Consider the following 14,565-nt stretch of genomic DNA (forward strand, 5'->3'; position numbering starts at 1 on the left):
GTTAATGGCTAGTTCCAACTTTGAATTTCTGAAAGGTGTGAATGATTTCCTATTCGCCATCGCCCGTGCAGCAGAAAAAAACTACCCTGATGACCCAAACACCACCTTGGTTAAGTTGCGTGTATTTGGCGAAGCGACGGCTAAACACCTCGCCAAACTGCTTGATATCGATATCCCTGATAATCAAAACGATCTCCTACGTGAGCTGGGTAAAATCCCCTTTGTTGATGATGCTATTCTTGGCGTGTTTCATAAGCTGCGTAAAATTGGCAACCAAGCGGTACATGAATACCATAACGACCTAGACGATGCGGCAATGTGCCTTCGCTTAGCCTTCCGTTTAGCGGTTTGGTATTACCGTTTGGTCACCAAAAATTATGATTTTGCGGTTCCTGAATTTGTGCTTCCAACGTCGCAAAGCGGCGAGCAGTTTGAGCAAGAGATTCTGTCGCTAAAGCACGAACTTGAATTAGCCAAGCAGTCAGAAACACAGACCAAAGCAGAAGTTGAAGCACAAAAGGCCAAGCTCACTGCACTTAATGGCTACATCTCGGTCTTAGAAAGTAAACAAGAAGAAACCCAAGAGCAGTCAGAAGCTCGTATTGCAGCGCTAACCGCTAAGCTTAAAGAGAAAGAAGCTGAGCTTTCAGCCAAGACAGAGGTAGAACGCAAAGCCTACCGTAAGCAAATTGCCAACGAGGCAAGCCAGCGCTCACTAAACTTAGATGAAGCCGAAACCCGCTATTTAATTGATGCTCAGCTTCGCAAAGCGGGCTGGGATGCCGACACCAACAATCTGAAATTCTCAAAGGGTACCAGACCAGAAGTCGGGCGTAACATGGCGATTGCAGAATGGCCAACCAGTGGTGATGAGACGGGCAAGACCGGCTTCGCTGATTATGTACTGTTTGTTGGGTTAAAACCCATTGCCGTGGTCGAGGCCAAGCAGCAAAACAAAGATGTGGCAGCAAAACTCACCGAAGCCTACCGTTACAGCAAATATTTTGAGCACGACTTGTTGCGCAGTGAATTGGAAGCTCTTGCGAGTGACCAAGAACAGCTTGATAAAGTGGCCGAAGCCATTCCTAAGTATATCCACACTTGGAATGACAGCGGTGCAGGTGAAACGTATAAAGTGCCTTTCTGTTTCTCGGCCAACGGTCGTGATTACCGCGCGGCGGTAAAAACCAAAAGTGGTATTTGGTATCGCGATGTACGTCATGCCACCAATATGCCCAAAGCATTGCCAGAATGGCACCGTCCTGAAGAGCTGCTCGCTAAGCTTGAAGACGATGTTCATTACCAAAACAGCTGGTTCAGCCAGAACGCAGATATGAGCGACTTGGGCTTGCGTTATTACCAGGAAGAAGCCGTGCAAGCGGTAGAAACAGCCATAGTTGCAGGCCAGCAAGACATCTTACTTGCCATGGCGACCGGTACGGGTAAAACGCGCACCGCGATTGCGCTTATGTATCGATTAATTCAGTCACAGCGTTTTAAGCGTGTACTCTTCTTAGTGGATAGAACCTCACTGGGTAAGCAGGCGCTAGACTCGTTTGAAGACACCAACATCAAAGGCGATACCTTTAACGCCATCTTCAACATTAAAGGGTTAACCGACCGTTTCCCTGAGGACAGCACCAAAATCCATGTTGCCACGGTTCAATCACTGGTTAAACGCACATTACAGAGTGATGAAGTGATGCCTGTCGGCCGTTACGACTGCATCATTGTTGATGAAGCGCACCGTGGATACATACTCGATAAAGAACAAACCGAAGGGGAAGAGAAGTTTCGTAATCTGCAAGACTTTATCTCTTCTTACCGTCGTATTATTGATCACTTTGATGCGGTCAAAGTCGCGCTGACCGCAACGCCAGCGTTGCACACCATTGACATCTTTGGTGGAGAGCAGCAGAAGCCCGTTTATCGTTACAGCTATCGTAAGGCGGTGATTGATGGCTACCTGTGTGACCAAGAACCACCGATTAACATCATCACCAAACTCAGCCAAGACGGGCTTTACCTGTCGAAGGGCACCGAAGTTCAGCGTTTATCCAATCAAGGTGAGCTGCTCAATGATCAGCTTGAAGATGAACAAGGCTTTGAAGTTGCCGATTTCAACCGTACCTTAATCGCCTCGAACTTCAATAAAGTGGTGTGTGAAGAGCTGACCAATCATATCGATCCGGTTAACCATATTGATCCAGCGAACCCGCAAAAAACCTTAGTCTTCTGTGTGAATAACACCCATGCGGACATGGTGGTGGAAGAGCTGCGTACTGCATTTAAGGCTAAATACCCTCAGCTTGAGCACGACGCCATCATTAAAATCACCGGTGATGCAGATAAAGATGCCACCAAAGTCCAATCCATGATCACTCGCTTTAACAAAGAGCGTTTACCAAACATTGTAGTCACGGTGGATTTGCTCACCACTGGTATCGATATTCCAAGCATTTGTAATTTAGTGTTTATGCGTAAGGTTCGCAGCCGAATTCTCTATGAACAGATGAAAGGCCGTGCGACTCGCTTATGTCCACAAGCGGGTAAAACCTCATTCCGTATTTTTGATGCGGTCGATCTCTATTCTACGCTGCAAAGTGTCGATACCATGCGCCCGGTGGTGGTGCGCCCCCAAGTGGAATTGCAAACACTGGTTAACGAAATTACGGACTCAGAAACCTATAAAACCATCGAAGCCGATGGCCGCAGTTTTGCAGAGCATAGCCATGAACAGCTGGTGTCTAAGTTGCAGCGCATTGTTAGCCATGCCCAATTTAACCGCAATAAATCCAAACCAGTGGATGAGCACATTAAACGCATTGACGAACTGTGCTTAAACAGTGCAGGGTGTGATTTTGCCAGCTTACCGAAAACCCTTAAAGACAAAGGGCCAAAATGGTCGGCAGAAGTGTTTAACAAGGTGACCAACTTAGTCAGTCGCTTAGAGAGCTTAAAGAGTGACATTAACGCTCTGCGTGATATGCCGATCTTCTCTGATGTCGATGATGAAATTGTCGAAGTGAAACAAACCTATGGCGAGTTCGATAATGCGGATGACTTCTTGGAAGCGTTTGATAACTTGGTCGGAGCCTCAAGCAACCAGCAAGAAGCGCTCGATATTATTATCAATCGACCACGGGATTTGACCCGTAAAGGATTGATTGAACTGCAAGAATGGTTTGATAACCAAAACTTCAATGATTCGACCCTGCGCAGCGCATGGAAAACAGCCAAGAACCAAGACATAGCCGCCAAGCTTATTGGTCATATTCGCCGCGCCTCGATGGGTGACGCGCTGATGCCGTTTGAACAACGTGTCGATCTAGCATTAGAGCGTATTAAAGCCGCCAACGACTGGAATGACGAGCAACTCAGCTGGTTAGATCGCTTAGCCTCATCAATCAAAGACAAAGTGGTACTCGATGAAGACACCTTTAAAACGGGTAACTACAAGCGCAAAGGGGGCAAACGTAAGCTGATGAACGTCTTCAATGACGAATTAGACAGCATACTGACCCAATTCAACGAGTTTATGTGGGATGAGCCTGCGTAACTCAGTACAATCGAACCAAACGTAAAAATGCACGCTCAATAAGAGCGTGCGGATTAACAAGGGCACGCAGTATCGTCATTCCAGAAGTGAGGAACGAACTGTCTGGAATCTCTAGCTAGCACTTGTCTTAAACGAATTACCTATCTGGCACGAGCCAGAACAACAAGAGAACAAACATGAACAACAATGATCTAGTCGCCAAACTGTGGAAACTGTGTGACAACCTGCGTGATGGCGGTGTCTCTTACCAAAACTATGTCAACGAACTGGCGTCATTGCTGTTTCTTAAAATGTGTGAAGAGACAGAGCAGGATGTGAAGTTACTTCCACAAGGTTATCGTTGGGCCGATCTTAAAGCTAGACTCGGTCAAGATCAGCACCAGTTCTACCGTAAGTTGTTGGTAGAACTGGGTGAATCTAATCGACCTATCGTTCGTGCCATCTTTCAAAACGTCAACACCACCATTACTCAGCCAGCTCAGTTAACCGAGCTCGTCTCTAATATGGATAGCCTAGAGTGGTTTGATGGCCCTGATTCTGAAAATGGACAAGGCAAAAGCCGTGATGATTTCGGTGATATGTACGAAGGCTTACTGCAAAAGAACGCCAATGAAACCAAATCCGGCGCAGGTCAGTACTTTACGCCCCGTTCGTTGATCAGCACTATCATCAAAGTCATGCAGCCCCAGCCACGAGAAATCATTCAAGATCCAGCAGCAGGCACCGCAGGCTTCTTGATTGAAGCAGATAAGTACATCAAATCGCAAACCAACGATTTAGATGACCTAGACGATGATGATCAAGAGTTCCAAATGACCAAAGCGTTTGTTGGCTTGGAACTGGTACCAGAAACACGCCGTTTAGCATTGATGAACTGCCTACTGCACGATATCGAAGGTGACCAAGATGAAGGTGCGATTCGTTTAGGTAACACCCTGGGTAGTGCTGGCGAAAACCTGCCAAATGCCAATGTGATTTTAACTAACCCTCCGTTTGGTAGTGCCGCAAGTACCAATATTACTCGTACCTTTGTTCACCCAACCGGTAACAAACAGCTCTGTTTTATGCAGCATATCTATGATGCGTTAGAGCCGGGCGGCCGAGCAGCGGTAGTCATTCCTGATAACGTGTTATTCGAAGGCGGTAAGGGTACCGATATTCGTCGTGACCTGATGGATAAGTGTAACCTGCATACTATTCTGCGTTTGCCGACAGGTATCTTCTACGCACAGGGCGTAAAGACCAACGTGCTCTTCTTCCAAAAAGGCACGCCAGAGAACAAGAACCAAGACAAAGGCTGTACCAAAGAGACATGGGTATTCGATATGCGTACCAACATGAACACCTTTGGTAAGCGTCGCCCACTGACTGAAAAGCACTTTGAAGCCTTTATCAATGCTTACGGCGAAGACAAAAACGGTCAATCACCTCGTGAAGAGGGGGTTTACGAGACTTTGGGCAACATCTTTGCTGAAGGTCAGGACAGTGTTGAACACATCACCGAAAACGCTCGTTTCCGCAAATTTAGCCGTGAATTCATTCGTGATCAGAAAGGCGATAGCCTAGATATCTCATGGCTAAAAGACCTAGAAGCCACCAGCGCAGAAAACCTGCCAGAGCCAGAAGTGTTGGCTGGTGAGGCGATGGCAGAGCTGACTGAAGCCATGTCTGAAATTTACCAACTGATGCAAGCTCTTGGTGCCAATGATGAAGCGGAAGCACAAAAGCAGTTGCTGGAAGAAGCCTTTGGCTTGGCAGAAAAGCCGGAGGCAGAGTAATGAGTGAATTGCCGAAGGGTTGGGTTGATTGCAAGTTAGGTGATGTACTAACTCTAGTTAATGGACGAGCTTACAAAAAGCATGAAATGCTAGATACCCCGAATGGTGCAACCCCTATTTTGAGGATTCAAAACTTGAACAATGGGGACAACTGGTTTTATTCAGATTTGGATTTGGCAGAGGATAAATATTGCTATAAGGGTGATTTGCTGTATGCGTGGTCAGCTACATTTGGTCCGTATTGGGCGAAGTGGGACAAGGCCATCTTTCATTATCACATTTGGAATGTTAAACCGACCAACGCAATAACATTGAGATTTGCATATTACACCCTTTGCAATATAACCGGAGCAATTAAATCTGCTGCTCATGGTGTAGCGATGCCGCACATGACCAAAAGTGGCATGGAAGGTTGGTCAATAACAGTCCCTTCACTAGCCGAACAAAAACGCATCGTTGAAAAACTCGATGAGGTATTGGCACAGGTCAACACCATTAAAGCTCGCCTAGATGGCATCCCAGACTTGCTAAAACGCTTCCGCCAATCGGTACTCGCTTCTGCGGTGTCGGGGAAGTTGATAGCTGTTAAGACTCCTCGTCTTATGACTATTGGTGATGTATCTGAGGATATTCGATATGGAACTTCTAAAAAATGTGATTACAAAGGAGGGGATACTCCTGTAATCCGTATTCCTAATATTGGTGATAGAAAACTAGATGTTTCAGATTTGAAATCGGCAGATTTCACTGAGAAAGAACTTGAGAAATTAGCTCTTAAGTCGGGTGATCTTTTAGTTATTCGTTCTAATGGCAGCTTGGACCTCGTGGCTAAACCCGCCTTAGTCGAGTCTCAGTATGAAGGTTTTTTATATGCTGGCTATTTGATCAGAATTAGGTGCGATAGAGAAAAAGTAATACCAAGCTTTTTGCTAAATGTTTTGAGTTCAAGAGTTGTGAGAGATGTTGTTGAGTTGGGTGCTCGCTCGACTAGTGGAGTAAATAATATTAACTCAAAAGAGCTATCTGCCTTAGAGTTTGTACTACCTTCACTAGAAGAACAAAAAGAAATTGTTCGCTTAATCGACCAATACTTTGCTTTCGCTGAAACCATTGAAGCGCAAGTGAAAAAAGCGCAGGCGAGGGTCGATAACCTTACCCAGAGTATCTTGGCAAAAGCCTTCCGTGGTGAGTTGGTGGTGCAAGACCCAAATGATGAGCCAGCCGACAAACTGCTGGAGCGCATTGCTAAGGCTCGCGCCGATGCCGAAGCCCTAGCCAAGGCAGCCAAAAAAGCCCGATCTACCAAGAGCCCCGCCAAGAAAAGAGCCGCAAAAAGCGCCTAAGTGCTAAGCTTTACTTTGTTGTGTTAATAAAGGGGCGAGAGCCCCTTTTTAGTGCCTGTTATATGAGATTGTTAACTGTTTAAAGCAATATCTACGCTGTGTAAGTCAATCGTTGAGCTTGTAAAAAGCCTGTGCTCAATGGTAATGAGTTTCTTCTCTCTGCTTTCCCCATTCAACATAGAGGAAATACAACAATCGAGAAGTTAAAAAGGGAACCTGAACTCGCCGTTGACACTCGTTAATAAGAGCAATGATGCCGTTATGTGAGAGAACACAGAAAGTTTCCTAAAAGTATCTACTCACATCAAAATTATAAATTAGATCAAAGAAGTCATTTATATGAAATGATAGGCTTATTCGGCTTTGTTTTTTGAACCGACTTCACTTTATTTAGGTGTGATTTAACGGCAGGAGCTGATGGAAGTAGAACAACAATTATTGTGGGATGAGTTTTTAGCGCGCTGGCCAAAAGAAGAATTGCAGAACTTAACGTTAGAGGAGTACGTTTCTGTTAATAATAACGATACATTTACTTATTGGTTAGAAACTAGGACACGAGAGTTAGGGTCTATTCAGGGCAATACATCTGCAAAGTTTGGCATATATAAGCGCGGAAGTGACGGTAAGGAGCAAGGGGGTATTGAGCATGGCGCTATCTACTCATGGCGTACCCGATACGGAAGCAATGAGTCTGAAGTTTTTAACTATGTAAAAGCAGTACTAATCAACATTTCTCAGGCTGCTGGACAAGGTGATTTGGAGGCGATAGATGCGATTGATTTTGCGCCCCTAGTAAAGTGGAAGATCGCTTTCCTTTATCAAAACCAGAAAAAGCCCGCGCTCATTAATATGTTTTCTAAGCCGATGCTAGAGGTATTGACGGATAGTAGTACAAATGCGTCGTTTCCTTCTATGTATCAGAAGCTGATTGAACAGAAAGGTAATCAAGACTTATTAGACTTTGGTACTCAATGCTGGGAAGTCGCAGCGCAGAAACACAATGACATTGAACAACATCAGATTCTCAGCCAGTTTACTCATATTGATGCGTTTAAACTATGTTTTCCTAAGTGGCCGCAGAAGGTAGTGGATGCTTTTTGCCTGATCATCAAAGAAGCGCGCGCCAATAAGCTAGATGTGTTTACCACTGATATGTCTTCTGGGCCGATGATTAGGCTCGGGCGCAAAGAGTTAAATGCTTCAAGAGCAGAAGCAGTATACGCAACATTTGAGCCTACGCAAAAGAAAATAAACTTTGAGATTCGTTTCGAGCATAGAGATGTTTATTACTGTTCGGGGGTGTCTGATGAACTTTTCCGAAAACTACGTAAATCAAAACAACTTATTCGTTTTACTCAGCAATATCCAGTTACTCGTAAGCCTTACTGGCCCTCTAGCTATTTTTTGGATGGCTTTTTAGATGAACAATCAGGCGACAATCAAACCAGCCAACAAGGAGAAGTACATCTAATGGACAATCTATCACCACTGAACCAAATCCTTTATGGACCTCCGGGCACAGGTAAAACTTATCACACTATTGAAGCGGCCGTTAAAGCGGCAGAACCTGATTTTGTTTGGGCGAACCGAAATGAGTTAAAAGATGAGTACGATCGTTTAGTCGCTGATAAACGCATCCGCTTTGTGACTTTTCATCAAAGCTATGGTTATGAAGAGTTTGTTGAAGGCCTGCGCGCGGTTTCAAATGATGAAAATCAAATTGAGTATTCTGTGCAATCAGGCGTTTTTAAACAGGTGTGCCTTGACGCAGCTGTAAGTGCCAATAATCACCCTATTGCAATCAAGCCCAGTGCAAAAATTTGGAAGTTATCGATCGATGGTGTTAAACCAAGCAAAGTTCGCGACTACTGTTTTGCAAATAATTTGGCAGCGATTGGCTGGGGCAAGACTGGTGATATGTCGAGTGAAGAGCACAGTTCAGACGAACATGATTACTTTGAACAGCTCGGCGCATTGGCGAAGTCTTCGGTAATGGAGTTCTCCGGCCGTATGGCGGAAGGAGACATCGTAGTTTGTGTTAAGGGGCAATGGTCGATTCAAGCTGTTGGTGTGGTTTCTGGTGATTATCAATTCCGTAAGGAAGGTATCGAGGACCGTTCAGATTTTTGCCATGTTATGCCAGTCGACTGGTTGGCAACGGAGCTGGATGTGAACCTCTACGAGCTAAATGACAATACTCGACTAACACTAAAAACTTGCTATGAGCTAACACGATTTAGTTCCATTGAACTCTATGAAGTTTTAGAGAGATCGGGTGTTAAATTAAATAGCCATGAGCAAGTAGGTAGCAAACAACAAAATTACGCATTAGTTATCGATGAGATTAATCGAGGCAATATCTCAAAAGTATTTGGTGAGTTGATTACCTTGATTGAACATTCTAAGCGTAAAGGTCAGGACGAAGCGTTAGAGCTAACACTGCCATATTCTGGTAAGCCATTTTCGGTGCCGGATAATCTTTACATTATCGGTACAATGAACACCGCTGACCGTTCACTTGCCATGATGGATACCGCTCTGCGTCGTCGTTTTGATTTTGTAGAGATGATGCCAAAACCAGAGTTGCTTGCAGGGGTCGAAGTAAAGGGCATCAATTTACAGCGTCTGCTTGAAGTACTGAACCAACGAATTGAAATTCTGTATGACCGAGAACATACCCTAGGGCATGCTTTCTTTATGCCAGTTAAAAAACTGGTAGAAAAGGGGGAGCAAGGCCAGGCGTTCGGTGCTTTGGTTTCTATTTTCAAAAACAAGATCATTCCGCTTCTGGAAGAGTACTTCTTCGAAGATTGGAGCAAGATCCGCCTAGTGCTCGCTGACAATCAAAAGACGAATAATGAACCACAACAGTTTGTACTAGAACAAAAACAAAAAGCTGACGATTTGAAGAGTTTGTTTGGCAAGGGGCATAACTTGGATCAATACGGTCAGTCAGTAGTGAAATATACACTCGCTGGCAGCAGCGCACGTGTTTGGACAGACGCTGAAGCCTATGTTGGTATCTATAAACCGCGTGAAGAGGTGTTAACTAAGTCACCTGAGACTGAACCCGAAATAGACGTTGAGCTTTCGTAATGCACACCACTGTATTTGAATATGGTTATTTAACGTATGACAAAGCTGCGAGTGATGAACTTGGTGCAAAGACTATTTCGAAACGTGCATTCGAGTACTTAAAGGACGTGAGCTTAAGCGCTGGAGAATCTGATACCAATAAGTGTTTAGGTTTAACCAAGCATTTTGGCCATGAGTTGCTTCAAGTGAAAAACTACGCCGGTGTATTGTTCACACCGACAGGAGAGCATATTGAAGTTCTACCCAAAACAGGGCGTAAGTCGGTAACACACAACCAAGCGGTTTCAGAATCTCGTGAGATGCTGTTGATGATGCTACAGCATTTAGGCTCTTTTCGTTATGTGTCTTCTAACCAAGCTAATATCGCTACAAAGCAAATGCCATTGCTTGAGGCATTTATTAGTCAGTTTTTACAGTCGGTCAATACCTTGGTGAAGCGAGGGCTGAAAAGTGACTATGTCACACAAGAAGATAACCTCCACTATCAGAAGGGCAAGCTTCAAGTTTCTCAACAAATCAGACACAACATCGTCAATAAACACAAGTTTTATGTTGAATATGATGAGTATCTGATTAACCGGCCTGCAAATCGACTGATTAAAACGGCTCTGTTGAAATTAGGTAATTACACAAGGCTAGCGACCAACCAGAAGTTACTGTGTGAACTACAGTTTGCTTTTACAGATGTCCCAACGAGTCAGTCAGTGAAACAAGATATGAATGCGCTCAAAGTGGGCCGAGGGATGGTGGACTATCATTCGCCGATTTCTTGGGCCAAATTGATACTTGATGGTTTCTCTCCGCTGAGTATGAAAGGTGATAGCAGCGCGCTTTCCTTATTGTTCCCAATGGAAGCGGTGTTTGAAAGCTACGTAGCGTCTGTACTCAGAAAACAACTTTCTGATGAAGTGGAGCTTACCACCCAAGCATCATCAAAATATTTGGTTTCGCATAACGCTCGTAATCAGTTTCAACTTAAACCTGATTTGTTGATGAGCTTCCCAGATAACTCAAAATTGGTTCTCGATACGAAATGGAAGCTACTCGATCTAGGCGAACATAATTACGGGCTTTCTCAATCCGATCTCTATCAAATGTTTGCTTACGGGCATAAATATCTAAATGGTAAAGGTGACCTTTTGTTAATTTATCCCTCACATAGCGGTTTTGAACAGCCGATAGAATTTAGCTTTGATTTTAGTGAGTCGCTAAAGCTTTGGGTTGTTCCGTTTGTTATTTCACCAGATGGTAATTCTAAGGTTAGATGGCCAAAAGAATTCCCGGAATATGCGTCAGCTTCGTAAGCTTACGTACACCACATATCCGTTAAGTATCGTAAATTACCAATTAATAAAATAGGTTCGAATTGAGCGCATACAAAGGCGTCACACTAGGTCAGGATTGTTCATGGAAACATACAAAAACGTCCTCTCGTCAATTCTGAGTGCGAGAGAGTTAACCAAGCCCAATGCTCAACCAGTATATAGTTACAAAGTCACCGCTTTGGAGTTTGAGTCTCTCAAACAGTCGTTGATTGCTAGCGTCGAGAACAATGGCATTCACACCTATGCTAACCAGCCGACGAGGGAGTGGGCTGGGTGTTTTGTATTATATGCGGCGGAGTGGTGGCGAACTTCATTTCAAGGGGGGTGTGGGCTTGGGAACCTGTATTGGAGTCGTTAGGTTTACCCGCCAACGCGATTTCGCCTGCACAAAGAAGTGAGATGGTCGTTAAGGGTTTAAGTTTTTGGGGGAGAAAGGTCTTAAGTAATACTAAAGGACGCATGTTACTTGGCACGATAGCCGTTGAAGGAGGCTTGCCACAAACACTTATCCAAGACCCAAATAGTAAACTTGCCTATTATTTCGAACAAGTTATCCAAGATTATGGTCAGTTTGCTAATTCGCACTTAAGTGCAGAATCGGTAGCCAAAGCGCATGCGCACTACATTGCCGCATCATTCCGAGATGAAACTGTGTATAGCATTGTGGCGAAAGTTGCCGAATCCATTTACTACCTAGTTGATAAACATGGGTTAGATGAGCAAAGTGATCCTTTGTACTACTTGAACACAGTAGACGTGAATTGGTCGCAAAGTTTACCGTTAAACTTGGAGCCTGAAGCGGTACGAACATTATTGGGGAATGCGCTAGGCCTTGCGATTGAAGTTCAACGTCGTTTACCAAATTCGATTAAGATTATTCGTTCTTTACGTCAATCTTATTCTCAGTATGCTTCGATGTTGGAGATGTCTGGATCCGATGACGCGGGCCTACTTTCTGATGAAGCGTATCATTGGCACAACCAAATAGACATCACGCTCAAGTCTCGTCTCAATGCTAAATTCTTACAGCAGTTGTTTGGTAGTGTGAATTTGCCTGATCGTCTCAATTTGTTTGCGGTTGGTAGAAAGAGCCTTTTGTTAGCGAAAGCATTTAAACGAGGCACTGACTCAGAGCATTATTTGTTAGACGTTTACACCCGGTCTCTTCCTGCGGAGTGGTTTGATTGCGATATTCAGCTAAAAGCCACTGATGACCTTGGTAATGAATGGAACGCACCTGTATTAGGTGGCGCAGGGATTGATGCAAATGATCCTTGGGTATTCATACAATCCAATGATAAATGGTTACTCAAAGGCGCGGGAAGTGTCGCGTGTGAAGAAGTGAATGCTTTAGTTTCTGTACCTAGTCATTTTTCACATCCTAACCTTGAGCCTATCGGTAAGTTTAATGACCGAATTCTCTTCGATGTAACTTCACAAATTGGGTCTCAGTTTTACTTTGAAGAGTATTGTGTGTCGCTAGAACAGCAAAGTGAGCAATATATAGAATTCAATTTGGTTGGTCAGTCTGTCCCTTATCAAACTAATCCCAGTAAGTGCTTTTTAGGCGTACCTAACCTTGTTTCTATTGATGAAAATGGTCAAAAAACGGTAGTAGCGAGGAACCAACTGCGTTGGCGTAACACTGTGCTTGAACAATGGCAGACCATGGATACTGTACCTTTTGGTAAGGTCGATATTGCTCTGTTCGAAGACGATAAACCCATTAAGCGCTTTTCGGTGGGCTTATTACCAGATGATTTTGTGATTGATTTCCAATCAACCCACAAGGTTCAGATAGGACAAATCGGATTTTACTCCAATAAATCATTGCCATTTATTGCACTAAAGGATGCTGAACACGTTGAGGCTCTGCCGAGTTCAGTTCTATCTCATATTCAACAATCGAATAATGAAGCAAAACGTTCGTTAGATATGTTAAGCCATCAAGCTTACCCACCAGCACAAGTTGAAGTTGCGATGTGGTGGCAAGAGCAAGCTAAGTCATTATCGATAACTTTGCCTTTTCCCGCTAAAGGTATTTGTTTAATTAGCACTCAGGGAGAGGTCGTTCGCAACACCGAATCCATTTTGGTCGATAAGCTCAATCGTTATGAGCTATTTGGTTATGGTGTAAGTGATTCGCTAGAAGTGGAATTCAAGCTGCAGGCTAAGGATGTTTATGGTGCTCTTGCTAAATCCGCATATGTGAAGCGATCTTTACCCAAAGGTGGCTCCTTATCTATCGGCTTTTCCTTTGTAACATTCAAAGAGGATATAGAGTCTTTGTTTGCTTTATCCGCTTCGCTAGATGCAACAGTCAGGGTTTCTGTATTAGATAGTGCATACACTATTTTTAACTTCAATGTTAATGCTTACAGTAATGCACTTATTCCAAATAGAGCGCAAGGTACGATTGAATTCGAGTACGAGAATTTTACAGGCAACCTTTCTATGGTGCCGTTGGATAACCCTACCTTTGCTCCGATTACTTTAGCTAAGAGTGATGGGCAATGGCATTTCCCCGAAGAGAAGGCGACTCCAGGCGCATGGCTTATTTATGCTGATGAAAAAGATCAAGGTGTAAGACCTTTGATGTGGAGTAAAGATCTCGAACTACTCTCGTCGTCAAGCAATAAACTTGAAGAGGCCGCTTCTATAGGTGACAGTGCAGAACGTTTAGAACAGTTTACCGTCGTTTGTAGCCAATTGGCACTGGACTTTGATGCGCCAGAATGGGCATATATCAAAGCTCTGCTGGCATTTGATAGCGTTCCGCTCACTACATTTGATTTGTGGCGTGGTGCAATCGAGAAGCCAGAATTTATGCTTGCCATGCTGTTAAGCGCAAGCAAAAAAGAAGCAGAGCGAATTTGGCAGTTCAGTCATCAGTTTCCATTTTTATGGCACTCTATGAAAGCTCGCGATGCTATGTCGGTGGTGAGTGCTTTCTATGCCTCGCGTCTAGAGGTGTACGGCAGTGATTTCTCGGACATCATCTGCAATCAAATAGAATCGAAACTCGATGAGTTGGCCACTAGATATTCAGGGTTGCAAAGTCTAAAGGCTTTATTGCTGCACAAAATAGAGCTTAGACGAGAGAAACCTTCTCTTAACCCCGCCGCTTACATTCAGCAACTGTTCGATGCCCGAAATTCTTTGAATAACCAACATGATGAATCTCACTGGCCTTGTAATTTTTCAGACCACATAGTTAAGAGTTCAATTAAGGGCGTTGAACCACAACTAGCCGAAGTGTGCTTCACCACTAAAGAGCTTTACCGCAATAACGTAATGAATGCGCCTGTATTGCTTGCTTTGTCCACTTGTGGTGCAGCGTCGCTGAGAATGACACCTGAACTTGTACATGCAATGAGACAATACCATAACTTCGATCCGGACTACTTTGAGCAAGTATTCGCTCTTACACAAAAAATGATTTTCGGCCTAGTGAATAGCTAAAA

At 44.1% G+C, this 14,565-nt stretch carries 4 protein-coding genes and 2 pseudogenes; all 6 read left to right on the plus strand.

Going from position 1 to position 14,565, the window contains the following annotated elements; translation table 11 throughout:
- Nucleotides 1–4 precede the first annotated feature (4 nt).
- The 6 genes and pseudogenes from hsdR (at nt 5) to KW548_07995 (ending at nt 14,563) form a co-directional block, all read left to right on the plus strand.
- A complete protein-coding gene (gene hsdR, locus KW548_07970; GenBank protein ID QXX07865.1) occupies nt 5–3,559 on the plus strand; it encodes a type I restriction-modification system endonuclease in 3,555 nt (1,184 codons plus the stop codon).
- 176 nt (nt 3,560–3,735) lie between these two features.
- Nucleotides 3,736–5,337 carry a type I restriction-modification system subunit M gene (locus tag KW548_07975; GenBank protein ID QXX07866.1) on the plus strand — a complete coding sequence of 534 codons (1,602 nt, stop codon included), beginning with the start codon at nt 3,736–3,738 and terminating at the stop codon, nt 5,335–5,337.
- Nucleotides 5,337–6,680 (plus strand): restriction endonuclease subunit S, encoded by a 1,344-nt coding sequence (locus tag KW548_07980; protein QXX07867.1) that lies wholly within the window; start codon nt 5,337–5,339, stop codon nt 6,678–6,680. The genes KW548_07975 and KW548_07980 overlap by 1 nt, the downstream gene beginning before the upstream one ends.
- A gap of 2,316 nt (nt 6,681–8,996) precedes the next feature.
- A pseudogene (locus KW548_07985) lies at nt 8,997–9,776 on the plus strand (AAA family ATPase).
- On the plus strand, nt 9,776–11,080 hold the full coding sequence (locus KW548_07990) for an McrC family protein (protein QXX07868.1): 1,305 nt from the start codon (nt 9,776–9,778) through the stop codon (nt 11,078–11,080). Before KW548_07985 ends, KW548_07990 begins: the two are co-directional and overlap by 1 nt.
- Before the next feature lie 103 nt (nt 11,081–11,183).
- Nucleotides 11,184–14,563 (plus strand): annotated as a pseudogene (locus KW548_07995) (STY4851/ECs_5259 family protein).
- Nucleotides 14,564–14,565 lie beyond the last annotated feature (2 nt).

The organism is Vibrio neptunius (genome assembly GCA_019339365.1).
In the GTDB taxonomy this organism is placed as follows: Bacteria; Pseudomonadota; Gammaproteobacteria; order Enterobacterales; family Vibrionaceae; genus Vibrio; species Vibrio neptunius.

Excerpts from the sequence above, each read along its gene's own strand:
- hsdR (QXX07865.1), top strand. The coding sequence starts at position 5 with ATGGCTAGTTCCAACTTTGAATTTCTGAAAGGTGTGAATGATTTCCTA.
- KW548_07975 (QXX07866.1), top strand. The coding sequence starts at position 3,736 with ATGAACAACAATGATCTAGTCGCCAAACTGTGGAAACTGTGTGACAAC.
- KW548_07980 (QXX07867.1), top strand. The coding sequence starts at position 5,337 with ATGAGTGAATTGCCGAAGGGTTGGGTTGATTGCAAGTTAGGTGATGTA.
- KW548_07990 (QXX07868.1), top strand. The coding sequence starts at position 9,776 with ATGCACACCACTGTATTTGAATATGGTTATTTAACGTATGACAAAGCT.